Origin of the sequence: Lysinibacillus sp. NPDC056220, assembly GCF_049315265.1 — a bacterium.
Lineage (GTDB): Bacteria > Bacillota > Bacilli > Bacillales_A > Planococcaceae > Lysinibacillus > Lysinibacillus pinottii.
The window spans coordinates 89,364-111,129 of sequence record NZ_JBMOXD010000006.1 but is presented as its reverse complement, the minus strand read 5'-3'; the positions used below and the strand labels follow the sequence as shown (position 1 = coordinate 111,129).

27 protein-coding genes, 1 other RNA gene and 1 pseudogene are annotated in these 21,766 nt (G+C 34.9%); 13 read left to right on the top strand and 16 right to left on the bottom strand.

Annotation, left to right across the window (positions count from 1 at the left end; genetic code table 11):
- The first annotated feature begins 174 nt into the window (after positions 1-174).
- Positions 175-651: a LytR/AlgR family response regulator transcription factor gene (locus ACOZBY_RS17725; RefSeq protein WP_422762583.1), complete on the top strand. Its 477-nt coding sequence runs from the start codon at positions 175-177 to the stop codon at positions 649-651.
- A gap of 244 nt (positions 652-895) precedes the next feature.
- Complete coding sequence (locus ACOZBY_RS17720; protein ID WP_012292581.1) at positions 896-1,078, top strand: hypothetical protein; 183 nt, start codon at positions 896-898, stop codon at positions 1,076-1,078.
- A 260-nt stretch (positions 1,079-1,338) separates the two neighbouring features.
- On the opposite strand, the gene ACOZBY_RS17715 is transcribed toward ACOZBY_RS17720, so the two are convergent.
- Positions 1,339-2,319, bottom strand: a complete 981-nt coding sequence (locus ACOZBY_RS17715) for a GGDEF domain-containing protein (protein ID WP_036160660.1) — start codon at positions 2,317-2,319, stop codon at positions 1,339-1,341.
- A 371-nt stretch (positions 2,320-2,690) separates the two neighbouring features.
- On the opposite strand from ACOZBY_RS17715, the gene ACOZBY_RS17710 reads away from it, so the two are divergent.
- The 4 genes from ACOZBY_RS17710 to ACOZBY_RS17695 all read left to right on the top strand — a co-directional run bounded on the left by ACOZBY_RS17710 (position 2,691) and on the right by ACOZBY_RS17695 (position 7,059).
- Positions 2,691-3,380, top strand: coding sequence for a response regulator transcription factor (locus tag ACOZBY_RS17710; RefSeq protein ID WP_031418350.1), 690 nt, complete (start codon positions 2,691-2,693; stop codon positions 3,378-3,380).
- Positions 3,377-4,363 carry a sensor histidine kinase gene (locus tag ACOZBY_RS17705; protein ID WP_012292578.1) on the top strand — a complete coding sequence of 329 codons (987 nt, stop codon included), beginning with the start codon at positions 3,377-3,379 and terminating at the stop codon, positions 4,361-4,363. The genes ACOZBY_RS17710 and ACOZBY_RS17705 overlap by 4 nt, the downstream gene beginning before the upstream one ends.
- A gap of 103 nt (positions 4,364-4,466) precedes the next feature.
- Positions 4,467-5,228, top strand: a complete 762-nt coding sequence (locus ACOZBY_RS17700; RefSeq protein ID WP_031418349.1) for an ABC transporter ATP-binding protein — start codon at positions 4,467-4,469, stop codon at positions 5,226-5,228.
- Positions 5,218-7,059: an ABC transporter permease gene (locus ACOZBY_RS17695; protein WP_422762582.1), complete on the top strand. Its 1,842-nt coding sequence runs from the start codon at positions 5,218-5,220 to the stop codon at positions 7,057-7,059. The genes ACOZBY_RS17700 and ACOZBY_RS17695 overlap by 11 nt, the downstream gene beginning before the upstream one ends.
- Before the next feature lie 49 nt (positions 7,060-7,108).
- Here the strand turns inward: ACOZBY_RS17695 and ACOZBY_RS17690 are convergent, their stop codons facing one another.
- A complete protein-coding gene (locus tag ACOZBY_RS17690) occupies positions 7,109-7,549 on the bottom strand; it encodes a hypothetical protein (RefSeq protein ID WP_012292575.1) in 441 nt (146 codons plus the stop codon).
- Positions 7,550-7,720: 171 nt separating this feature from the next.
- Here ACOZBY_RS17690 and ACOZBY_RS17685 point away from each other — a divergent pair, with 171 nt between their 5' ends.
- Both ACOZBY_RS17685 and ACOZBY_RS17680 read left to right on the top strand, forming a co-directional pair.
- Positions 7,721-8,359, top strand: coding sequence for a YfbR-like 5'-deoxynucleotidase (locus ACOZBY_RS17685; protein ID WP_031418347.1), 639 nt, complete (start codon positions 7,721-7,723; stop codon positions 8,357-8,359).
- A gap of 103 nt (positions 8,360-8,462) precedes the next feature.
- Positions 8,463-8,999, top strand: a complete 537-nt coding sequence (locus tag ACOZBY_RS17680) for a zf-HC2 domain-containing protein (RefSeq protein ID WP_012292573.1) — start codon at positions 8,463-8,465, stop codon at positions 8,997-8,999.
- Positions 9,000-9,021: 22 nt separating this feature from the next.
- Here the strand turns inward: ACOZBY_RS17680 and ACOZBY_RS17675 are convergent, their stop codons facing one another.
- Entirely contained in the window at positions 9,022-9,360 is a 339-nt protein-coding gene (locus ACOZBY_RS17675; RefSeq protein WP_012292572.1) for a zinc ribbon domain-containing protein YjdM, read from the bottom strand.
- Positions 9,361-9,606: 246 nt separating this feature from the next.
- Between ACOZBY_RS17675 and ssrS the strand changes: the two genes are divergently transcribed.
- A non-coding RNA gene (gene ssrS / locus ACOZBY_RS17670) (6S RNA) lies at positions 9,607-9,799 on the top strand.
- A 269-nt stretch (positions 9,800-10,068) separates the two neighbouring features.
- On the opposite strand, the gene ACOZBY_RS17665 is transcribed toward ssrS, so the two are convergent.
- Entirely contained in the window at positions 10,069-10,623 is a 555-nt protein-coding gene (locus ACOZBY_RS17665) for a GNAT family N-acetyltransferase (RefSeq protein WP_422762581.1), read from the bottom strand.
- 154 nt (positions 10,624-10,777) lie between these two features.
- Here ACOZBY_RS17665 and ACOZBY_RS17660 point away from each other — a divergent pair.
- Positions 10,778-10,873, top strand: a pseudogene (locus ACOZBY_RS17660) (IS3 family transposase); the annotation flags it as partial.
- A 128-nt stretch (positions 10,874-11,001) separates the two neighbouring features.
- Here ACOZBY_RS17660 and ACOZBY_RS17655 read toward each other — a convergent pair.
- Complete coding sequence (locus ACOZBY_RS17655) at positions 11,002-11,475, bottom strand: hypothetical protein (RefSeq protein ID WP_031418344.1); 474 nt, start codon at positions 11,473-11,475, stop codon at positions 11,002-11,004.
- 132 nt (positions 11,476-11,607) lie between these two features.
- A complete protein-coding gene (locus ACOZBY_RS17650; RefSeq protein WP_139015309.1) occupies positions 11,608-12,213 on the bottom strand; it encodes a hypothetical protein in 606 nt (201 codons plus the stop codon).
- A gap of 741 nt (positions 12,214-12,954) precedes the next feature.
- Here ACOZBY_RS17650 and ACOZBY_RS17645 point away from each other — a divergent pair.
- On the top strand, positions 12,955-13,416 hold the full coding sequence (locus ACOZBY_RS17645) for a hypothetical protein (protein WP_012292569.1): 462 nt from the start codon (positions 12,955-12,957) through the stop codon (positions 13,414-13,416).
- Positions 13,417-13,467: 51 nt separating this feature from the next.
- Here ACOZBY_RS17645 and ytxJ read toward each other — a convergent pair whose 3' ends face one another.
- The 6 genes from ytxJ to ACOZBY_RS17615 all read right to left on the bottom strand — a co-directional run bounded on the left by ytxJ (position 13,468) and on the right by ACOZBY_RS17615 (position 17,580).
- On the bottom strand, positions 13,468-13,797 hold the full coding sequence (gene ytxJ, locus ACOZBY_RS17640; RefSeq protein ID WP_012292568.1) for a bacillithiol system redox-active protein YtxJ: 330 nt from the start codon (positions 13,795-13,797) through the stop codon (positions 13,468-13,470).
- 100 nt (positions 13,798-13,897) lie between these two features.
- The gene (locus ACOZBY_RS17635) at positions 13,898-14,311 is read right to left on the bottom strand and encodes a VOC family protein (RefSeq protein WP_012292567.1); all 414 of its coding nucleotides are present in this window, start codon (positions 14,309-14,311) and stop codon (positions 13,898-13,900) included.
- Positions 14,312-14,379: 68 nt separating this feature from the next.
- Positions 14,380-15,021: a 3-oxoacid CoA-transferase subunit B gene (locus tag ACOZBY_RS17630; protein ID WP_012292566.1), complete on the bottom strand. Its 642-nt coding sequence runs from the start codon at positions 15,019-15,021 to the stop codon at positions 14,380-14,382.
- Positions 15,021-15,728 (bottom strand): CoA transferase subunit A, encoded by a 708-nt coding sequence (locus tag ACOZBY_RS17625; RefSeq protein ID WP_012292565.1) that lies wholly within the window; start codon positions 15,726-15,728, stop codon positions 15,021-15,023. The genes ACOZBY_RS17630 and ACOZBY_RS17625 overlap by 1 nt, the downstream gene beginning before the upstream one ends.
- 119 nt (positions 15,729-15,847) lie before the next feature.
- A complete protein-coding gene (locus ACOZBY_RS17620; RefSeq protein ID WP_031418339.1) occupies positions 15,848-16,720 on the bottom strand; it encodes a LysR family transcriptional regulator in 873 nt (290 codons plus the stop codon).
- A 221-nt stretch (positions 16,721-16,941) separates the two neighbouring features.
- Entirely contained in the window at positions 16,942-17,580 is a 639-nt protein-coding gene (locus ACOZBY_RS17615) for a LysE family translocator (protein WP_031418337.1), read from the bottom strand.
- Between the two features lie 163 nt (positions 17,581-17,743).
- Here ACOZBY_RS17615 and ACOZBY_RS17610 point away from each other — a divergent pair, with 163 nt between their 5' ends.
- Positions 17,744-18,166: an SRPBCC family protein gene (locus tag ACOZBY_RS17610; RefSeq protein ID WP_031418335.1), complete on the top strand. Its 423-nt coding sequence runs from the start codon at positions 17,744-17,746 to the stop codon at positions 18,164-18,166.
- A complete protein-coding gene (locus tag ACOZBY_RS17605; RefSeq protein ID WP_012292561.1) occupies positions 18,166-18,486 on the top strand; it encodes an ArsR/SmtB family transcription factor in 321 nt (106 codons plus the stop codon). Before ACOZBY_RS17610 ends, ACOZBY_RS17605 begins: the two co-directional genes overlap by 1 nt.
- A 34-nt stretch (positions 18,487-18,520) precedes the next feature.
- Here the strand turns inward: ACOZBY_RS17605 and ACOZBY_RS17600 are convergent, their stop codons facing one another.
- The 4 genes from ACOZBY_RS17600 to ACOZBY_RS17585 form a co-directional block, all read right to left on the bottom strand.
- The gene (locus tag ACOZBY_RS17600) at positions 18,521-19,300 is read right to left on the bottom strand and encodes a YqhG family protein (RefSeq protein ID WP_012292560.1); all 780 of its coding nucleotides are present in this window, start codon (positions 19,298-19,300) and stop codon (positions 18,521-18,523) included.
- Positions 19,301-19,316: 16 nt separating this feature from the next.
- Positions 19,317-20,831: a DEAD/DEAH box helicase gene (locus tag ACOZBY_RS17595; protein ID WP_012292559.1), complete on the bottom strand. Its 1,515-nt coding sequence runs from the start codon at positions 20,829-20,831 to the stop codon at positions 19,317-19,319.
- Positions 20,832-20,938: 107 nt separating this feature from the next.
- A complete protein-coding gene (locus ACOZBY_RS17590; RefSeq protein WP_196243953.1) occupies positions 20,939-21,268 on the bottom strand; it encodes a helix-turn-helix domain-containing protein in 330 nt (109 codons plus the stop codon).
- An 18-nt stretch (positions 21,269-21,286) separates the two neighbouring features.
- The gene (locus tag ACOZBY_RS17585; RefSeq protein WP_031418331.1) at positions 21,287-21,736 is read right to left on the bottom strand and encodes a hypothetical protein; all 450 of its coding nucleotides are present in this window, start codon (positions 21,734-21,736) and stop codon (positions 21,287-21,289) included.
- Between the last annotated feature and the right edge of the window lie 30 nt (positions 21,737-21,766).

Below are 21,766 nucleotides of genomic sequence, written 5' to 3'. Positions count from 1 at the left end.
ATCGGAAATTAATCCAGAAGATAATAATCGTAAGTAACATACAAGGAATCTAAATAGTCTGCTGCCCTTCAATCTGGACAATTTATCTCAGCAGCCAGTCTCTACACATCTGTACAAGGTTAGTTATCTCAATCTAATAACCTCTAGACTGGAATGGAAAGGTCTTGTTTTATTGTGATTCCGGCGATATTGGTGGACGATGAGCCTTTAGCACTTGTCAGTATGAATAAACACTTGCAAGAATTTGATAGGATTGAGGTTATTGAAACTTTTACATCTGTAAAAGAACTCCTTATCGAGGGACCGAACTTAGACTTTCAAGTAGCATTTCTAGATATTGAAATGCCAAGTATGAATGGATTAGAGATTGCGGAATTATTAACATCGTGGAATCATAGCATCTATATTGTTTTTGTTACTGCTTATCGAGACTATGCTGTGCAAGCCTTCGAGCTACCATCAATTGATTACCTGTTAAAGCCTGCTTCAACATCTCGCTTAGCAACGACTATTTATAGAATTGAGGAACTACTTCACCCAAAAATAACGTCCTTACCAACATTATGTCATTCAGCACCGTTGTTAAAAATAAAATGCTTCGGAGAATTTGTTGTTTCCTATGAGGGAAAACCTCTTCATTGGCGTATTTAAAACGAAAGAATTGTTTGCATTGCTGTTTTCACATCTTAATCCCCCTGTTTCTCGTGATACTATTATTGATAATTTTAGGGTTATACTGAATTTAATAAAGCAAGGGTTCAATAGCATATCACTCTTTCATATCTTCGCTCCTCTCTTTCAGCATATGGCTTTTTAGAGGTAAACGTATACGAACGGGAGTTATATTTTAACACTAGACAATATTGAATGTGATGCTATTGATTTAGAGATTATTTTGAATAAAAAAGAACAAATTGAAAAATTAGATATTAAAAGGGCTGAAGCACTTCTTCAAAATTATCGTGGGGAATTTATGGCAACGATGGCCTATCCATGGATAGCTAGCAAAGTTAATTTGATGAATAAATTATTTACTCAATTCCTGAAAGAACTCGCCCATTATTGTGAACAAATATAGGTTGTCAAAAATCTAGAACGAACGTTACTTATAGCTCTAGAGTTAAATCCGTATTCTGATCAAGCTGTCCAGGGATTAATCAAGCACTATTCTAATATTGGGAACCGTTCAGAGGCTATAAAGATTTATAACTCTTTTCAACATACTCAATTGTCTTGAATGCTTTGCCTATGCAGGAAACAACCAATCTTTTTCAAATCATTTCAGAACAAGAGTGACGAAAAAGAGCATGCTAGTGTAGAAAGCTAGCATGCTTTTACTCATGATTTAATAATCATTTGTCTCATATTCCTTACTACGCATAAACAGTTTCTTCCTGATTGTTTAGCTTTATACAGAGCATGATCTGCAATTTCTATCAATTGATTTGGGCTCTGTACATTCGGTGTAAAGGCAGTAATTCCGGCAGACATCGTAACGGGTCTACCACACGCAGTTTCCTGTAAGGCTTGTTTAACCCGCAAGCTTTCTGCTAGTTCTACCGCTTCATCTATACTCCTTGAAGGCAAAATAATCATAAACTCTTCTCCACCATATCTGAAGCACATACCTTGCTCCCCCATATTAAGCTGCATATGATGAGCAAAGGCTTTTAATACTTCATCCCCTACGGTATGACCATACGTATCGTTTATACTTTTAAAATCATCTAAATCAATTAGTATTACCGCATGCGGAACTTTATTAATAATTAATTCATGGAGAGTTTGATCCATTATTCTGCGATTCGGAATACCTGTTAATGAGTCAACATTTAATTGCTCCGTTAAATCAGTAATTTTACTTTCTGCGCAAATCATCATATTTTGTACGCTTCTTTTCAGTATCTTTGCTTCATAATACCAATCAGCAATTTGTTCCTTCTCCTGCCCGTTTTCCCCAGCTTCTATCATCGTTGAAAGTTCATTTAGGGGGCGTACTATTTTTAAAACTAGCCATATAGCGAGCACTAATACTACAGCAATGACTAAAATAATCGGGACAATAACCTTTTTTAAAAACAGGCTAAAAGGAATAACCTTTTCATTTGTAGCCTCTTCCTTCAGCAAGCCCTCTAGATAGCCGTCCTTCATTGCCGAAGATTCCTTTACGTATGTATCTTGCATTACACGTTGATTTTCCATCAAAATTTCATTAAAACTTTGATAGCTACTCCAAATACTAACACTAGACGTCGCGAGTACAACCATTATTGTCATACTAACAATAAGAAATGATAACTTTAACTTGAATTTACCCACAATAGATCATTTCTCCCATTGAGATGATTTTTTCGTTAAATCTTATCTATGTTTTAACTTAAACTTTATTTAATATATCTATTTAATCATCATACGCCATACTTCTTAAAGAAAACTTAACAGCTGGGCATTTTTTACTTTAATGAGAAAAGCGCTTGAATTCAAAGAAAACATACATCTTAATTAGTTCTTTCTGTTCATTCTTAAAGTATTCTTTATAATTCTAAAGGTCTAACAAGGAGTTTAACCTTAAATAGCTTCAAGTAAGTTTGTGGTAGCTCTTTTTTTATGTTCCAGGGTACAATTCTTCTATAAGATTTATGGAATCAGGGTACATTATAAAGTAAAGAATGAGGGAAGGGTCGATAAAAATGTACAAGATATACATAGTAGAGGACGATAGCAATATAGCTTCACTGATTGTCGAACATTTATCGAAATATCAGTTTGAATGCCATGCAGTGCAACAATTTCAGCACATCATAGAAGAATTTAATGACATCCAACCACATTTAGTCATTATGGATATAAATCTCCCCATCTTTGATGGATATTATTGGTCACGTAAAATTCGTCAGCTTTCCATTTGTCCTATCATCATTGTCTCTGCTAGAGTCAACGATATCGATCAAGTATACGGTATCGAAAATGGTGCTGATGACTTTATTACTAAGCCATTTTCGCTAGATGTCTTTATGGCAAAGGTTAATGGTTTACTTCGGCGTACATATGGTGAGTATGCTTCCTTCGATACGTCTACCATTACAATAGCCAATACTACATTAAACCCAGACACTGTCCGTCTCCAAACAAATAGCCATGAAAGCCTGTTAACATTAAAAGAAATGCAGCTTAGTAAGCTATTATTCGAAGCCTACCCAAATGTTGTAGCTCGTCAAAAACTATTAAGTGCTATTTGGGATGATGAAACCTTTGTGGAGGAAAACACCTTATCTGTAAACATTGGTCGACTACGAAGAAAATTGGAAGCTATCCACTCACAGCTTGAAATTAAAACCATTCGTGGTCTAGGCTATCAACTTGTGGAGGAGAGAAAATGAAGCTGTTTTTTAAAGATCATGTGAGTATTATTATTCTTTATTGTATTAGCTTCCTTCTCTTACCTTGGATGATTCAAGCATTAGATGATTTAACATCGCATTATTTTTATTTTATTTTTCTCGTTAGCTTTCTGTTTATCCTTTGGTTTGTAGGCCGTTATTACCGAAGAAGACGACTATATACACACTTAGAAAAAGTTGATCTGTCAAAGGAAGACCTTCATCTGTATGAGCCCCAAGCATCGATGGAACAAGCCTATAGTGAAAAACTAAGACAAATGCAATATCTATATTTAACGCAACAGCAACAATTAATAGAGCAAGCAGAGGAAAAGCACCTTGTATTATCACATTTTGCTCATCAAATGAAAACACCGTTATCTGTCATTCAATTAATTACACAATCAGCGTCCTTCAAAACTTCGAACGAATTACAGCAATGGCAAACAATCAGCAAGGAGTGTGATAAGCTGGCATTTACACTCAATCAGCTATTAACGTATGAGCGAAGTTCAAATTTAGTAGCTGATTTAAAAATTGAGCCTATTGTTTTAAAAGAGCTTGTAAAAGAAGTTATTAATGATTTGAAGGATTATTTTATTACAAAAGAAGTTTTCCCAAAATTAACGCTTACAGAAAATCAAATGATTTACTCCGATCGTAAATGGTTAAAGGTTGTCCTTTATCAAGTATTAAATAATGCTGTCAAATACAGTGAAGTAGAAAGCACTATTCATATTGATTATGACAACGACACTTTGCACATAGATAACCGTGGTGAGACAATCCCTACTAGCGAAATTGCACGTGTCTTTGATTTGTTTTATACAGGTAAAAAGGGACGAACAAATGGAGAAGCAACAGGCATAGGATTATTTTTAGTGAAAAAGGTTTTAACTATACTAAACCATCCGTTCACCTTACAATCCTCACATGATCACACTACGTTTTCCATCAATTTCTCAAGCAGTCTTATAAAATGAATATGACAACTTTGTCATATTCCCGTCATCAAGCGAAATGGGTTATTGATCGCTCCTTTTTTATACTAAAGCTATCAAATCAATTTAAAGGAGTTGTTCCAAGTTGGGAAACATCATTCTTCAAGTGACCAATTTGCAAAAAGAATATATCGGAGAGATTACCTACAAGGCATTAAACGGTATTGATTTCCAGTTACAACAGCAGGAGTTCGTAGCCGTCATGGGGCCCTCCGGAAGTGGCAAAACGACATTTTTAAATAGTGTATCCACCATTGATCGCCCCACTGCTGGAGATATTGTTATTAATAATAGAAATCCTTATGTTTTAAATGATGAGGAACTTGCAAAATTTAGACGTTCTGAATTAGGCTTTGTTTTTCAGGATTTTAATCTTGTTCATACTTTAACGGTAAAGGAAAATATTTTATTACCGCTGACATTAGATAGCTTACCTAGCGCCAAAATGCGTCACCGTTTAAAGCATGTAGCGCAATTTCTTGGAATTGAGGAGCTATTATCGAAACGCATTTATGAAATTTCAGGTGGGCAAAAGCAACGAGTAGCTATTGCTCGTGCTGTTATCCATAAACCGAGCTTATTGTTAGCAGATGAGCCTACAGGTAATTTGGATTCAAAGGCTGTCAACGATGTGATGGATTTATTCACCTCCATCAATCAAGAACTACAAACTGCCATTCTTATGGTCACACATGATCCTTACGTAGCAAGCTTTGCTAATCGTATTATATTTATCAAGGATGGCAAATTATATAATGAAATACATCGAGGCAACAATCGTAAGCAGTTTTATCAAGAAATTATGGACACTCTTGCTTTCTTAGGTGGGGGTCAACATGACCTTTAACCATATTGTTATCCAAAACATTATACGAGATAAATGGACATATGTATCTTATTTTCTGAGCAGTATGTTTTCCATCATTATATTCTTTTTATTTTCTGTAATTGTCTTTCATCCCAGCTTAAAAGACCTAGATCCCGACTCAACACTTGGCATTTCATTAATGCTTGCCAGTATGCTTGTTTATTTATTTTCATTTATTTATATTACTTATTCAATCATGGCATTTTTACGCAAAAAGACAAAGACTCTTGGCATTTTCATGATTACAGGGGCTTCCATGAAACAAGTACGAAAGCTAATATTCCGTGAAAACCTATTCATTGGAATAATGGCGATTATAGCAGCAATCGTTCTTGGTCTTGTCATGACCCCCCTGTTCTTAATGGCGGCTAAAGTAGTGTTAAAAGCAGAAACATTTAGTATGTATATTCCTCTACAAGCAATTGGTTTAACGATAGGTTTGTTTTTAATCTTATTTATGATAATTTCTAAAGTCGTCACTAAATTTATTAATAAAGAAGCCTCCATACAGCTATTAAAAAGTGATACTGTGATTGAAAAATCGATTCAACCACATTATATTTTATTAGCTGCTAGCATTATGATGACCTCACTTTTAGCTTATTTACTAAAGATTGAGCATGCTATTGTAACGTCTTTAGGTGCTCTCTATTATTTATTATTTTTTGCTAGCATACTTTGTACGATTTATTTAATCATTGCTCAAGGCTTACGTCTATTTTTGAAAATATTTGAGAAATCCCCTGTTTATCTTCGCAAAACAAATATGCTTTTAGCGTCAAATTTAAATGCAAAAATGAAATCTCATGCAAATATGCTATTTCTAATTACCATTTTGTTAAGTGGCGTATTTTTATGTACAAGCATTTTGTTTAGCTCATATTACAATGTTCAAAAAGATAGTGAAGGAAATTATCCGTATAGCTTTCAATATATTACGGATCCAAAAGCTAATGACAACATAATAAAGGAAGATTTAGACTATCTTGAAAAGAAGCTAGCAACAGTAAAAGCTAACAAGTATTTTATTGAATTTAAATCAGATGAGAATCGACGCCTTGGCTATATGTCATTATCTGATTACAACCTGCTACAGCAAAAGGAAATTAGCCTGAATGAAAATGAATTTATTGCTGTCGCTGGGAATCATGGTATAGCTCCGATAACCAACAATGCTAGTGACCGTTATATAAAATCATTCAAACTAGCTGAAATGAACGAAAAGAACCTACTATCTACAGGGTTTCAGGAAACATACTTCATTGTGCCAGATTCTATTTATCAGTCGATTGACTACCCTGTTTATAAAACCTATATCTATGAATTAGATAATTGGACAGCACATACAGAATTGGCAAATACCATTACCGAGGACATACCATCCTTACCTGGTGAACGTTACGTTACATCCAAAATCGAATTATATGATACAGAAATGTTTGTAAAAAGCGTTATGTTCTTCATTGGCTCTATGTTAAGTTTAATTTTCTTAAGTGCAGCCATGAGTATACTTTACTTCTATTTACAGACAACATTATTACAGGAAAAAGAAAAATATATGGGCATTCGTAAGCTGGGACTGTCTAAGAAAGAATTAGCCGCCGTTATTGCAAAGGAACTGGGCATTCTTATATTTGTTCCGTTCACTATAGCAATTTCTCTATTACTCACTACTTTATTAGCTATGCGTACAATGGTCTCTACAGCATTTTTACAGGTTTCCATTGCCAGTTCTTGTTGTTTCTTTGTGCTGTTCCTCATCAGTTATTTATGGATACGACAAAGCTATTTCAAACGTCTAGTGAACTAAAAAAATCGCACTCCTTGGGGGGTGCGATTTTTCAATAATAAAAGACTTGTTACCAAATAATTGGCTTTGCCACCATTAACCATAACATAATAAGCAGTAGCAAAATGTACATCCACGCCTTGCGCTGTAATAGTGCAACAAATTGTTGCTGATTATAAGCTTGTGTATTAAAAGTACGTAATGTTGGCTTAAACGCTCTGGCTAAAAAGATAATAGATGCAAACATCACAAGGAAAGTGAGAACAATCCACGAAGTACTCCAATGATAACCCGCATGCCACATTAGTAAAATACCCGATCCTACAAGTACATGTCCTGAATGTTTGACAATGGCAATAGCCCCTTTAAAAGATTCTATATATGGTGGCATTTCACCACTTGAAGCTGTACGCATTTTTTTTACAATCGTTAGTACAACGAACAATGGCCCAATCGAAAGAACAGCACTTAAAATATGTATATAAAGAAGAAGCGTATAAATGGAAAACATGATGTATACTCCCCCTTTCATCAGTCCCCTACATTATAGCATTCAACCTCTGTCTGCTTATTCAGTAATTGTGAATCCTTTGTAAACACAAATTGAATCATTGTTAAATTGTTTGAAAACCTCACAAAGAGGGTATCGTTTATAGTAACATGCACTTAAAGAACAAAAGGAGTGATTTTTATAGGAATTCATCAATTTTTTACAAGCCTCAATGATTTAGAACGAATTATTCGGTGCCCTGGGCGATTCAAATTTGAAGAACATAACGTGGCAGCACATTCTTGGAAAGTATCACAATATGCGATGTTTTTTGCGACATTAGAAGAAATGAATGGAGCAAAGATTGATTGGAAATCTTTATATGAAAAAACAATTAATCATGACTTTGCTGAAGTTTTTATTGGCGACATTAAAACTCCAGTAAAACACGCTAGTCCCGAGCTAAAACAAATGCTAGCACATGTGGAAGAGAAAATGATGGAAAAGTTTATTAGCAATGAGATTCCAGAAGAATTTCAAGGCATTTTCTTTGAGCGCATGAAAGAAGGCAAGGATAGTACGATAGAAGGGCGTCTACTTGAATTTGCAGATAAACTGGACCAATTTTACGAAGCTTTTGCAGAATTAAAGCGTGGCAATACTGACAAAGAATTCGTCTATATGTATCAAAATGCTTTATCGAAGCTTTTAGCCATTCCACTTGAGGCAACTGTCCAATATTTCCGCACTGAAATATTAAAAGACGCCGTACAGGAAAAAACTCATATTGATATACAAGCATTAACAAATGAAGTACTAACAGCCAAATAGTCAGGTGCATGTACAAGTTTTCCGAATGAAAAGTTCAGGAAGGCTTTTTTTATTTCCTCTAAAAAAATCGTATAATGAAAGGTGATTGAATGGAGGGAGAGTTTTGTCAGAAGAATGCCCAATTATAGAAGATTTATTACCGTTATATAAGAAACAAATGCTCCAAGCATCAACATTAATATATGTAGAGCAGCATTTGGCAAAATGTCCGCACTGTCAGCAGCTCTTTAGCTCAGTACAAATTCAAAAAGAGTACATACCCATGAAAAAAACATTATCTTTTTTCCATATTATATTTATTGTACTTTCATTCATGTTTGCTATTAACTCATCGTTACTTGGAAACCAAATGGGCTTTGTCATTTCATATGCCATTTTCGGTTGTCTGTCTTACCTTTTTTATAAAAACATTTGGATTGTTTTTATCATTAGCTCTGTACCTGTATTGGTATGGGCGATTATCGACAACCTTACGAATGAGCTCTATATTACCGCCTACTCTTTGACAGAATTTGGGGCACTTGTGATGGGAGCAAGTTATATCGCTCTCCTCCATACGATTTTTGCCTTAGTGGGTGCGGCCTTTGCCATTTTATTACGCAAAATTTTTAGAATAAAAAAGCGCCTAAACTCAAACTAACGTTTAGACGCTTTACACTTCCCTATGCCTTTTTTACAAATTCAGACTTCAGCTTCATAGCGCCAAAGCCATCAATTTTACAGTCAATATTATGATCCCCTTCTACAAGGCGAATACTTTTTACCTTTGTCCCTATTTTTAAAGTAGATGAACTTCCCTTTACCTTTAGGTCCTTAATAACCGTAACTGAATCACCATCAGCTAACAAATTACCATTTGCATCTTTGACAATAAGTGTATCTGATTCGGGTTCCGTTGCGTCCATGCTCCACTCATTCGCACATTCTGGACATACATAATTTGTTCCATCCTCATATGTGTATTCAGAATTACATTTCGGACAATTTGGATAAGCTGCCATTCCTGCTTCCTCCCTTTACTTTTTTGCTAGATAAATCCTCTATATGCTCCTATCTTTACACAGTCGTCCATAATAAGCAAAGGTTGTTCGTATTTTTTGTTCGTATTTGTGAAAATAATATGAAGCCCAGTACCTTTCTAAATACATTTGCCGTTACGTATTGCATGATTTGGGACACCCGCCCATTGACTTATTTCAAGCAATCATCTTACTTGCATGTTTGTCGATCATGCTTTATTATATCCATAAAGGCTGCATTGTTCGTATAATATTAAGTTTTAACCTTTAAGCTGTAAAAGGGAGTTTTATTATTGGAGTTGGAATGACGGGCCTCACACTACGGTGCATGAGGATAAGCAGGAAAACTTCTGCGAACACCCACTTTGAGGAGTGGTGGTTTAAAACTTTCTATAATAACTACGGCATACGCGGCTTTTTATATTACATTTACCTTTACAGTACCTTAGCCAATATGGTTAAGGTACTTTTTTCATTCCAAAATAGCCAAGGGGTTAAACTTATTTGCAATTAATAATAAATAAACATAATCAACTATTTACCTCCGCAAAATATACCCAATCTTTCATGGACCTTTCAACTTCCCCTTTTTATCAACAGGCTTACTAACATTTGTGGAAGATTTATTTTATACAAAAAAGCTAACCTTCTCTATTAGGAAAATCAGCTAATTCCATTTATATCGCATATTTATCGATTAATAAGAGATCCATGATTTTGTTCAAATTCTTCTCTTGTCATTCCATAACAAATACCATCGAAATAATCGCCTTTCGTGAAAATGATTTTTCTAAGTTGCCCCTCTTTCATGAAACCTAATTTTTCATGTAGACACATTGATGGTTCATTGAAAGAGTAAACCGTTGTATTTACTTTTTGATAAGCGCGCTCCGAAAAGAAGAATCGAAGAACCATGAGAATCATCTCTTTTGCATACCCTTTACCTCTGTAAGGCTCGAATACAGCTAAATAATAATCAAAGATACCATTTTTAAAATCACAATCAAAAGTTTCAATCATACCAACAATATTATTGTTTCTATCTACTGCAACAAAACGGAATTCGTCATCATCTTCAGATAATTGTTCTTCTACCCATTCTGTCATTTTATCAGTTGAGCGAGGAAAATGAATCGAATCCATATTTCTAAGAATTTCATCATCTAGAAAATCAAATATAATGATATCTTCTGGTTGTATCGCTCGTAATGTAAGATTTTTCCCTGTCCAATAACTAACTGTCATTTTTCTTATCCTCAAAAAAAAGTGGTAATACTAATAATTGGTTATATTAACCATATATTTATTACGTTTTAAATTTTATATAGTTTCAAGTAAAACTTATCTCTTTTGTTATTTCTCATTTACATAAGTACGATTCATTGAAGGGTTATAACTAGCGATTGATGATTATATTCATTTTTATAATTACTATCGGTGTCAGGGACGATTAAACGGCTTGAGTCCTTTAGAATTCAGGACACAAGCCGTTTAATACATTTTTTATTATTACCACTGTCTACTTGACGGGGTGCAGTTCACATTGAGCGCCTGGCTTTATTTTTATTTCCGAATACAGCTTGCTTAATTCTACTTTAATAAAACATGTGATTTCTTATAAACTTAAAAGCTACTTAATTCTGATTTTAAACTTTGAACGAACTCGTTAATTTGTTCCCTTTTTACTATTATACAAAATGCAGGACCACATTCTCTTGGACCAAGATTATTCTTATCATTGGCGTCTAATACAAAAATTAATTTGTAACGAGTCTCAGATTCTATCCTCTCATTGTCAGGTATTTGTAAAAAACCATATTGAGGATAATAATATTTACCGTAGTGAGGAATATGATAGATACATAATCCAGGATCGTGTGGCTCCAACATACTTAGGTGTGAACTATCAAGATGTTTTATATCATCTAATAATTTTATGAAGTCATCCTTTAAACATGTAATTTCTTTATGCAACCTAGGAAAATTATCACCTGATCTGAAATTTATGGAGAATTTCACACTTGAATCATTTACTAATTTTAAGATTATTTCAACTTCACAATTGGGATCATTTGAGTAATCTTTTAATATAACCATAATTAATTCTCCTTTTTTATTAACCTTTTAAATTAATATTAATTCCATCGGTCCATATTCTACTATACTACGGAATGTTAGCATAACTTTTGAACTGAAAATTGTCAGGAGTTAAATTTTACAAAAGTATTATCACTCATAATCTCCTACATATTTCCAATTACTCTTGAACCACTTTAACTTTTTATGATCTTCAAAATAAACAGTATCAATAACATCAGTATCTTTCTTAAGTAATACAGCAACTTGGTTGCCTCCTGTGTCAATCCAAGCAACACGTTCTCCGCTTAATACATCGACATATTTAGTACCATTAGTCAAAGCATCATCTATCATTTTTCCAGTAATACCGCGATCTACCGCTTGATCAGAAGCATGGCTTCTTAATTTAAGTACTCGTTTCGAAGAAGTCTTTACAATATATGAAACTCCTTGCCTAATTACAAGGCCGGCTAATAATGGAATGACAGGTAATGCATGTGGTTGTACTTCGGATTCGAAATCAGCCCTAGGACCATTTAAGTCATCTATAGAAGTATTTACATCTGTATTTATTTCTTGATTATCAATTTGTGACTCATTTTCTACTTCGATAATATTGGGTTCTTGATTTAAAGAATCTTCTAATTCTACTGCTTGTGATTCACTTGCAAAAGCCAAACTTGGAGAAATTATACTGAATGCTAGTGCAAAACAAATTAATGCTACAAAACCTTTAAAAAAATTTAATTTCGACATTTTTTTGTCCTCCATTTATTACATTTTGAAAAAAACGTTATAACATTTTCACTTTCCCTCGAGTTATTATCATCCTATCATTGGAAACTTTTTCATTTCAATTGTTGATTCACGCCATTTTCCGGCGTGGAATTTACATTAAATTTACATTAAGCGCCACATAACGCCATCAAGAACGCCATATTTTGGCGGTTCTTATAAAATAAAGTGATACTAAAGTTACATTATCAACATTTATAAAACCTATTGTTTGACCTTAATTACATTGTAGTATTTATTCACTTTGTAATCATAAATTAACAATTTGTACTTAAGTATCTGTTGACAGTAAATTGACTTTCAGATATACAAAAAAAAACAATACCAATTATGGTAACGGGCATGTGCTGTTAAGCACTACGTTGTAAATGATAATTTCTAATCCTTTTAAATCTCCATTTGTCAGCGTGCCAGCGTCAAACTTATCTAGCCAAATCTTATCAATCCTTTATCAACTGATTGTTGAATATCAACCTTTACAGTACCTTAGCCAATATGGTTAAGGTACTTTTTTATTTATAAAAAATACCTTACAGCACCTTCTATATCTCCAATTTGATATATCCTATTTCTAATAAATTCCTCAAACGCACGTGCTCATGTAATGTTTTGAAATCCTAGTTATAAAAAGTACATACAACCTTCTCATATTTTGTATAATTCCCTTTCATTTTGCGCATATATGGAGTAACAAGGGAGGTAATGATATTGAAAAAGTTAATGTATGTAATGGTATTTGCTTCAATTCTAATAACAGCTTGCGGAAAGAGTGACAATCCAAAGGAGGTAGCAGTAGATCAAAACACTTCTGTTGAAGATATTGTCGGAGCAATTGTTAAAAATAAGTTTACGGTTGAAGAGTCCAAAGGTGTTGTCACCATATCCATACAGGATACAGATGTGACAGAGGGATCGAAAAGTCAAATGCTGAAGGACTCCACTAAAATTTTTGCTGATTTGTCGAAGCTGAAAGATGTAAAAACACCTGCTGTTACTTGGTATGCTCCACTTACCCAACCAGATGGAGATAAAACCATGACAGAAGTATTGAATATTTATTTTAGTGAAGAGGATTATCATAAAGTAGATTGGGCCAATTATTTACAAGTTGATATCGAGTCAACTGCTACAAATTATCATGAAAGTGAAGCTTTAGAGGATTAATTTTATTAAAAGGACAGATACCCCTCCATGTATGGAGGGGTATCTTTTTGCTCATTTTACATACATTCTCAGCCCCTCTGTTAAAAGAGGTCGTTTTATTTTATAGTGGGTTGCTTGCCAAATTCCTTTGCCATCCTGCAAAATTAATAACTGAGGTGATTCGTGTTTTACCTGTAAATCACGTTCTATAGCGTTGGAAACATCACGTTCCTTTTGGATAATGACCAGATATTTAGGGAGTTCTGTCGCTAAGGCTTTGAACTCTTTTAAAGCTGAAATACTGCTTATACATGTCAGACTAAATTTTAAGACAAGACAGGGCTTTTTGTGAGACTGTTCTAACACTTCTCCCCAACTAACCAAAGTTTTAATTCGTTGCATATATGAATACCTCCCTTGCAATTATATACTACACAGGGTATTTGTTGTAACAAAAAAACACACGAGGCTACCTTTATAGCTCGTGCATTTCTTCCTCTACTTAAATGCCTTCTGTATTCATTAATACAAGGCGCCAGCCATCAGGATCCTCAATGGTAATACCCTTCTGCATCCAATATGGATTTTCAGGCTCTACTTCAGGGTACCCCATTTGTGATAAGCGTTTAGCAATACTACGGATTGTTTCTTGATTTGGAATATAGAGTACTAAAAGATTGTCCTTACTTGGAGCAGGACAAGGGCTCCCTTCAACATGTTCTGTAAATTCCAAGTGATAGTGTACATTTGGAAGACCAATCATTATTCCATCATAGCCACGATGACCTGAAAAAGAACCAATTTTTTTTAGTCCAATGCCCTCACAATAAAACCGTTCAATTTCTTTTAATTGATCAGTTGGCCTTGCTACTCTGACCTGTGCAACTGCTAGTTCATTCGTCCATTGTTGTTCCATCAGAAACTCTCCCTTTTTAAACGAGTATAGAATGGTACAATCACGTTGAAAACAGTCCTAAGTCTGAATTATTGTGCTAACGCTATATGAAACGAAGCCGCAGTCTTTGCTTTTACTTCCTCTAAAGTAACGCCCTCTGCTAATTCGATAAGCTGCATCCCTTCTTTAGTAAAATCAAATACAGCTAAGTCTGTAATTAACCGGTGGACAACACCTTTACCTGTTAATGGGAGATCACATTGTTTTTTAATTTTGGATTCACCATTTTTATTAACATGCTCCATAACGACGATGACTCTCTTTGCTCCTACCACCAGGTCCATGGCGCCCCCCATTCCTTTGACCATTTTCCCTGGAATCATCCAATTTGCCAGATCTCCAGTCTCTGATACTTCCATACCACCTAAAATAGCAAGGTCAATATGGCCACCACGAATCATAGCAAATGATTCTGCACTATCAAAAAAGGAAGCCCCCGGCATAGCTGTTACTGTTTCTTTCCCAGCATTAATTAAATCGGGATCAACGTCATCTTTAACTGGATAGGGACCGATACCAAGTAATCCGTTCTCTGATTGTAAAAGCACTTCATAATCGGCTGGAATAGCATTGGCAACTAAAGTTGGAATACCAATACCTAAATTTACATTCATGCCATTTTGGATTTCTTTCACTGCTCTATTTACGATTCTTTGTCTTGTATCAGCCATCACTCTTCCCCCTTTTTCACTGTCAGACGCTCAATACGCTTCTCATAATTTTCACCCAATAAAACACGCTGAACGAAAACTCCTGGTGTATGAATATGATCAGGGTCTAACTCGCCAACTTCTACAATTTCTTCCACCTCAGCAATGGTAATTTTACCTGCCATCGCAGCTAGCGGATTGAAGTTACGTGATGTTTTTCTGTACACTAAATTTCCTAGCTTATCTGCCTTCCATGCTTTAACTAGAGCAAAATCAGCAGCAATTCCTTCTTCTAAAATATAGTCTTTCCCATCAAAAACCTTTACTTCTTTGCCTTCAGCAATTGGCGTACCAACTCCAGTAGCTGTATAAAATCCTGGAATCCCCGCTCCTCCTGCACGTAGGCGCTCAGCAAGCGTTCCTTGAGGTGTTAACTCTACCTCTAGCTCCCCACTTAAAAATTGTTGTTCAAAAATTTTATTTTCGCCTACATAAGAGGCAACCATTTTTTTTATTTGCTTATTCGCTAATAGTAAGCCTAAACCCCAATCATCTACACCACAGTTATTACTAACTACCGTTAAATCCTTTGTACCCTTTTGTACTAAAGCCGCAATAGACTTTTCTGGTATACCACATAGACCAAAGCCTCCTACTGCTAACATATCCCCATCCTTAATATCAGCAACCGCTTCTTCAAATGAACGCCATACTTTCCCATCCTTCATCTCGAAACCTCCTAAAATTGCTCGTTTATTAAGGAAAATTCTACCTCATTAACATTTTACAAGTAAAGGAATTAATTAGAATACCACTTATTCCAAAATAGAATAAATCTCCCCACCTCTTACTTACGCATCGTGTTCAGTAACTGTTTTAAGGCATACGATTGATATGTATTTTTTTTGGTGATAATACCCAAACGCCAGGGCATATCAAAATTAGCTAAAGGAATCATTTTGACATTTTTATTTGTTTGCTTAGCAGCGATAGAATATGGCAGTAATGTTATCCCTAAATTTGATGATACCAATTCAACTATCAAATCCCACTGTGAACTTTTATAGCCTACATGTGGTGAAAATCCAACACTTTCACATGACTTAATAACATAATCATGTAAAGCGAACTCCTCAGCAAAGATAATAAAGGTTTCATTTTTTAAGTCTTGCAATTGTATTTCTTTAAATTGAGCTAATGGGTGTAATTCATTTATAAATACATAAAATTGATCTTCTACAAATGGCTGCACCGAAAACTTTCTTTCATCCGTCGGTAATACGACAATACCCATATCCACATTACCGTTTTCTACTAACGTACCCACTGTTTTTGCGCCTCGTTCAACAAGCTCCAAATGCACATCAGGATATTGCTGATGAAATTCTCTAGCTATTTTCGGAAAAAATAATGTCCCAATTAAAGGTGGAATCCCTAGCTTAATTGAACCTGTCTTTATATTTAATAAATCATCTAGTAAAATGTGCAAGTCTTGAACGGAAAGCATGATCTTTTGCCCCTGTTTAAAGACAATACTCCCTGCATCTGTTAGCTCGACATTGCGAGTAGATCTATTTAATAATTCTACATGTAATGTATCTTCTAATTTTTTTATGCTTTTACTTAATGATGGCTGAGATACAAAGGATTCATTCGCAGCCTTCGTAAAGCTACCATGCTCGACAACTGACATAAATGCTTTTAAATCTCGTAATTCCATAAACATCTTCCCCATTTATTCTTTTTGATGAAAGACTTAGCAAAATTCTCTTATAGTAATTAATTCTTCTTCATCTATAGTAATCCTTCTACAAAAATTAAGTGCACTGAACCTACAACTGTAGTCGAGAGGATATTCCTTTATTCCCCAAAGACCTCTTCAACAAAAAATACACCACGTATCATTAGATTTCACATCTAAATATAGTGGTGTATTTACTATTAGTGGGCCTTTTCCAATGCTAATTTAATGCCGAAACCAATTAATACAGCACCCGTCAATCCTTCGATTACTGCCTTAGTAGTTGGCCTTTTCATAAATGCACTAATGCGATCTAACAGATAGACATAAAATACAAACCAAAGCATCGTTAAAGCTGTATAGATTAATCCCATGATTAAAAATGGTAGAAATGTTCCACCCGTTCCATCCACAAATTGAGGAAGAAATGTTAGGAAAAATACAGCAACCTTCGGATTCGTGACATTCGTGAGGAACCCTTGCTTAAAGCATGATTGATGCGAGTATTTATGATCCATATTAGCTTCATTCTGCACTTCGGTTGATTGTGCGCGAATTGTCCGTAAGGTCCATAATGTTTTAATACCTAAATAACATAAGTAAACTGCACCAATATACTTTAATGCGGCAAATACATAAGCTGATTTCACAATGATAGCGGATAGCCCAATGACAGCTGCGCATGTATGAATCAATAAACCACCACAGGACCCTAAAATAGTCTGCAAGCCTCCTTTCCTACTTACAGTCAAGGTATTCTTTGTCGCTATGGCTGTATCTGGACCAGGTAAAATTATAAGTAAAATGCACATAACTAAGAAAACAGAGATGTTCACCATTTCTCTCCCTCACTTTCTGTCAGAAAATTATAAAAATAATTGTAGCATATGTACTTCCTTACAGAAAGATACTAATTTTTATTTTGACTTGACATATAACCAATAGGTGTTATATATTCATAACACCTATTGGTTTCATTTTATCTATAAAGGAGATTTACACATGAGCGGAAAATTACCCGATATTGTTAAAACAATTACACTTAATGCACCTATAGAAAAGGTGTGGGACACTGTAGCAACTGCAGAAAAAATTGCTTCTTGGTTTATGCCCAATAATTTTCAACCTATTGAGGGACATGAATTTACGATTCAATCACCGTTTGGTCCTTCACCTTGTAAAGTTGAACGTGTAGATGCGCCACATTTTCTAAGATTTGCTTGGGATGAGGATGGTTGGTTCGTTACTTTTGAGCTAAAAGAAGTCGGAGAACAAACAGAATTTACTTTAACACATGGTGGCTGGAAGGAAGCTTCACATATTATTCCAAAAGCTAACGCTGCTACTGAGGCCATTCGCACAAAAATGGATGGCGGTTGGACAATGATTATCCATCATAAATTAAAAGAAGTTGCAGAAGCCTAATGATTCAAGAAGCAGTGAAATATGATGTTTTTCAAGCAATTGCAGATCCTACAAGAAGAAATGTTTTAAAGCTACTTGCATCTAATGATAGACCTATCTCTAATATTTCAGAGCATTTTGCAATTAGTCGAACAGCTGTCGTAAAGCACTTAAAAATATTAGAACAGGCAGAGCTTGTTTCTGCTCAAAAAAAGGGCCGCGAAAAGATATACACGTTGCATAGTGAGCGTTTAAAAGAAATTGAGGATTGGCTCCAATACTTTCATTTGTTTTGGGACAATAAATTGGCTCAGCTACAAAGTCTGGTGGAAGACAATTAAAAAATGGAGCTGTCTAATTGGGACAGCTCCTCCTTTAAAAGAGGTAGAATAATCCTCCATTAATAATGTCAATTTTAATTTTAGATTCGTATTGCTCCTCTAATGCTTTTCTTTCAATTTCATAACATTCGGGTTTATCCTCTACATCCTCATAAAAATAATCCAATACTCGTTGATCACGTTGCCATCTTTTTTGCGCTTCAATGGCCCACGAGTGATCATCCTTTTCAATAATGGAATCCACCGCTGCATTTAATCTTTCAAGTGCACGTGCTGGTTTAATAATATATTGCACATGAAAAACGTTCTCTGCTGGTTCGGTGTCAAAATCTGAGGCATAAATCGTTTCATGAAAATCCTCCTTGATAACACCCGTTAACAAGTTAATACCAAATGAGTACATCATTTCTTTTGTCCGATCACAGCAATAGGAGACTTTAAAGTTAACACCTAGCCATGGTGTTAGGATAACCTGCCCCATTCCATGATCAACTTTTTCAAATAATTGAACATAGGCACCTAGTTCTCCTGTCGCATGAAAAAGCTGATTTAACCGTGGTGAGCCATAATGAATAACCTCACCAAATAAGTTACCAGCCATAGCTGTCTGATCTGTAATAAAGGTCACCTGAGCAGGGTTTGGCTCACTATTAGTGGCCTCTATATATTGCCAATAAAATGGTCTATTCATAATTCTTTTATCAATATCTACCGTCAACTGCACGGTCAAAGAATGTTCCTCTTCCCCTAAAATAGGGCAGTCATTTTCGGAGAAAAATCCCTTTAAATACTCATGAACTTGCTGCGGATACATAGTTTCCCTCCTTACCTCACACTGATTTTTTTAAGTTTGTTAAAATGGCATCTAAATCACCAACCACTTTTTCAAACACATCGATTTTGGTATGAAGTAATTCCAAGATTTTTTCTTCAATGGTATCTTCAATAGCAAGATTATATATGTGAACATCATGCTCCTGTCCCAAACGATGGACACGACCAATTCGTTGCTCTAGCTTCATAGGATTCCATGGTAAATCATAATTGATGACATGATGACAAAATTGGAGATTTATCCCCTCCCCACCAGCCTCTGTGGCAATGAGTACTTGTGCTCTTTCTTTAAATAAATGCTTCATATAATCTCGTTTACTTTTATTAAATTTACCGTTAAACAGCACACTCGAAATTCCTTTAGAATGTAAATACCATTGTAAGTAGATTTGAGTTGCACGATACTCTGTAAAAATAATAACCTTATCCTTCGCCTGTTCAATAATCTCAATTGTTTTTTCTGCTTTAGAATTCACTTCTAAGGCCATTAATTTGGCTAAAATGTCTTCCATTTCTTGTGATTGTCCATGCTCCTTCAGCATATTTGTTATTGTTAATGCTGTAGCTTCCTTGCTACTGCACATTTCCTTCTGCAACGTAATTAACGCAAAAGATCCTTTGTTTTCAAGTGAGCCAAGGAGATCATAAACGGCTCTTTCCTCTTCCGTAAATGTAATCGGTACAATTTGAACGCAACGATTGGTCCATTCAATACCTGTATCTTCTCTTCGATTTCTCACCATCACCTGGTTGACCAATTCTTTCAAATAATCATCATGCTCTAGATGATGCTTACTGGCTGAAAAGGCTGATTGGAAGGTATCGTAGCTTCCTAAATGTCCTGGTTTTAATAAGGAAATTAAATAATATAATTCGAAAACATCATTTTGTATAGGAGTAGCAGTTAATAATAAGCAAAACTTTTTCTTTAATCCTTGGACGAACTCATAAATTTGTGTTTTATTATTTTTTAATTTATGGGCCTCATCAATAATAATCATATCGTAATCCTGCTCATAAATACGTTCCCTATGAGGGCTTTTTTTCGCTGTATCCATACTCATGATTATGACGTCATAGCGCTCTATTGGACAATTTTTTTTATAAGCGATAGCAGGTATATGAAATTTTAAGTTTAACTCTTCAATCCATTGATTAATCAGAGAAGCCGGCGCTAATATTAACGCTTTTTTTACAAGACCCCTTAAAAGATACTCCTTTAAAATCAAACCAGCTTCAATGGTTTTACCTAAACCTACTTCATCTGCTAAAATGGCTTTTCCATTCATGCGCTGAATGACTGTTTCAGCTGCTTCTAGCTGATGTGCAAGAGGTTTTAAATTAGGTAAATACTTTGTAGCTTGTAATCCTGTGAAATCAGGGATTAATCTCATTTTTACAATATCATAGTTCATCTTATATAATGACCAACTCTGCCATTGTTCAAGATCATTGACGCGATTGATAAAACCTTCTACCCATTCTGACGACCTCTCTATTTTCATGATCATCACCCCACCATGTCAGTATTTCTTCTTATGTTGTCCAAAAAGGAGAAAGCTATGTTCGTTTTATACAAAAAACACCCAATGAATGTAATTATTTCATCGAGTGTTTGTTAATTCATATGTTTACGGAAAATGCTCGGTGATAAACCTGTCACTTTTTTAAATACACGACTAAAATAAAAATAATCTGTGTAACCTACTCGCTTAGCTATTTCCTTTATAGATAAATCAGGCGACCTTAATAGCATTTTCGATTTTTGAATACGTAAATGGGTTAAATAAACATGTGGACTGACACCCATTCTTTTTTCAAATACATAGCTCAATTTTCTACGGTCCCAATTACATTCATTCGCTATATCGCTCACAGTAATATTCTTTGTAAAGTTTTCTTGTATATACGTCAAGATGGATGCTATGTGATAGTCTTTCAACTTCATCAATACAATCATTTCCTCTCATATATTTAAAAAGAGAGCTTTGGATTGAATAAGTGATAAATGACTGCCCTTATGACTCATTTCAACTAATTGCTGCACCATGTTCATCCATTTCATGTGCTCTCCTACCTGTATAACAAAATGACTATTATAAAGCGGAAATTTTACATGTCCATCAAATAGTTGGAAGTAAATCACTACATATTCTAATTTGGTATCCCTTACGGCCATGTTTTGAATGGGAAAATCGGGACCAACATGGAGGATCCTTCCTTTTTTTAAGCGATAATTAGTACCTTCTATTTTTATGTCACCTATACCTTTGACTGGGAAGATTAGTCTAGCGACATTTTCCACTGTCCTGTTAGTAACCGTCTCAGAAGAAATATGGTCAATAGTGACAGACATACATGTTAAAGGTGCCATTGAATAAAATTCTAACATTTCTTCTATGCCTACTATCTCCATTCCCTTATCATGCTCTTAAAACAATACGAA

Coding starts and splice junctions, on each gene's coding strand:
- ytxJ (WP_012292568.1), bottom strand. CDS start 13,797: ATGCAACGAATTAAAACTTTGGTTAGTTGGGGAGAAGTGTTAGAACAG.
- ACOZBY_RS17650 (WP_139015309.1), bottom strand. CDS start 12,213: ATGTCGAAATTAAATTTTTTTAAAGGTTTTGTAGCATTAATTTGTTTT.
- ACOZBY_RS17585 (WP_031418331.1), bottom strand. CDS start 21,736: ATGGAGATAGTAGGCATAGAAGAAATGTTAGAATTTTATTCAATGGCA.
- ACOZBY_RS17615 (WP_031418337.1), bottom strand. CDS start 17,580: ATGGTGAACATCTCTGTTTTCTTAGTTATGTGCATTTTACTTATAATT.
- ACOZBY_RS17655 (WP_031418344.1), bottom strand. CDS start 11,475: ATGGTTATATTAAAAGATTACTCAAATGATCCCAATTGTGAAGTTGAA.
- ACOZBY_RS17675 (WP_012292572.1), bottom strand. CDS start 9,360: ATGGCAGCTTATCCAAATTGTCCGAAATGTAATTCTGAATACACATAT.
- ACOZBY_RS17695 (WP_422762582.1), top strand. CDS start 5,218: ATGACCTTTAACCATATTGTTATCCAAAACATTATACGAGATAAATGG.
- ACOZBY_RS17605 (WP_012292561.1), top strand. CDS start 18,166: ATGATTCAAGAAGCAGTGAAATATGATGTTTTTCAAGCAATTGCAGAT.
- ACOZBY_RS17590 (WP_196243953.1), bottom strand. CDS start 21,268: ATGAAGTTGAAAGACTATCACATAGCATCCATCTTGACGTATATACAA.
- ACOZBY_RS17620 (WP_031418339.1), bottom strand. CDS start 16,720: ATGGAATTACGAGATTTAAAAGCATTTATGTCAGTTGTCGAGCATGGT.
- ACOZBY_RS17710 (WP_031418350.1), top strand. CDS start 2,691: ATGTACAAGATATACATAGTAGAGGACGATAGCAATATAGCTTCACTG.
- ACOZBY_RS17625 (WP_012292565.1), bottom strand. CDS start 15,728: ATGAAGGATGGGAAAGTATGGCGTTCATTTGAAGAAGCGGTTGCTGAT.
- ACOZBY_RS17610 (WP_031418335.1), top strand. CDS start 17,744: ATGAGCGGAAAATTACCCGATATTGTTAAAACAATTACACTTAATGCA.
- ACOZBY_RS17705 (WP_012292578.1), top strand. CDS start 3,377: ATGAAGCTGTTTTTTAAAGATCATGTGAGTATTATTATTCTTTATTGT.
- ACOZBY_RS17595 (WP_012292559.1), bottom strand. CDS start 20,831: ATGATCATGAAAATAGAGAGGTCGTCAGAATGGGTAGAAGGTTTTATC.
- ACOZBY_RS17690 (WP_012292575.1), bottom strand. CDS start 7,549: ATGTTTTCCATTTATACGCTTCTTCTTTATATACATATTTTAAGTGCT.
- ACOZBY_RS17630 (WP_012292566.1), bottom strand. CDS start 15,021: ATGGCTGATACAAGACAAAGAATCGTAAATAGAGCAGTGAAAGAAATC.
- ACOZBY_RS17600 (WP_012292560.1), bottom strand. CDS start 19,300: ATGTATCCGCAGCAAGTTCATGAGTATTTAAAGGGATTTTTCTCCGAA.
- ACOZBY_RS17645 (WP_012292569.1), top strand. CDS start 12,955: ATGATATTGAAAAAGTTAATGTATGTAATGGTATTTGCTTCAATTCTA.
- ACOZBY_RS17635 (WP_012292567.1), bottom strand. CDS start 14,311: ATGGAACAACAATGGACGAATGAACTAGCAGTTGCACAGGTCAGAGTA.
- ACOZBY_RS17665 (WP_422762581.1), bottom strand. CDS start 10,623: ATGACAGTTAGTTATTGGACAGGGAAAAATCTTACATTACGAGCGATA.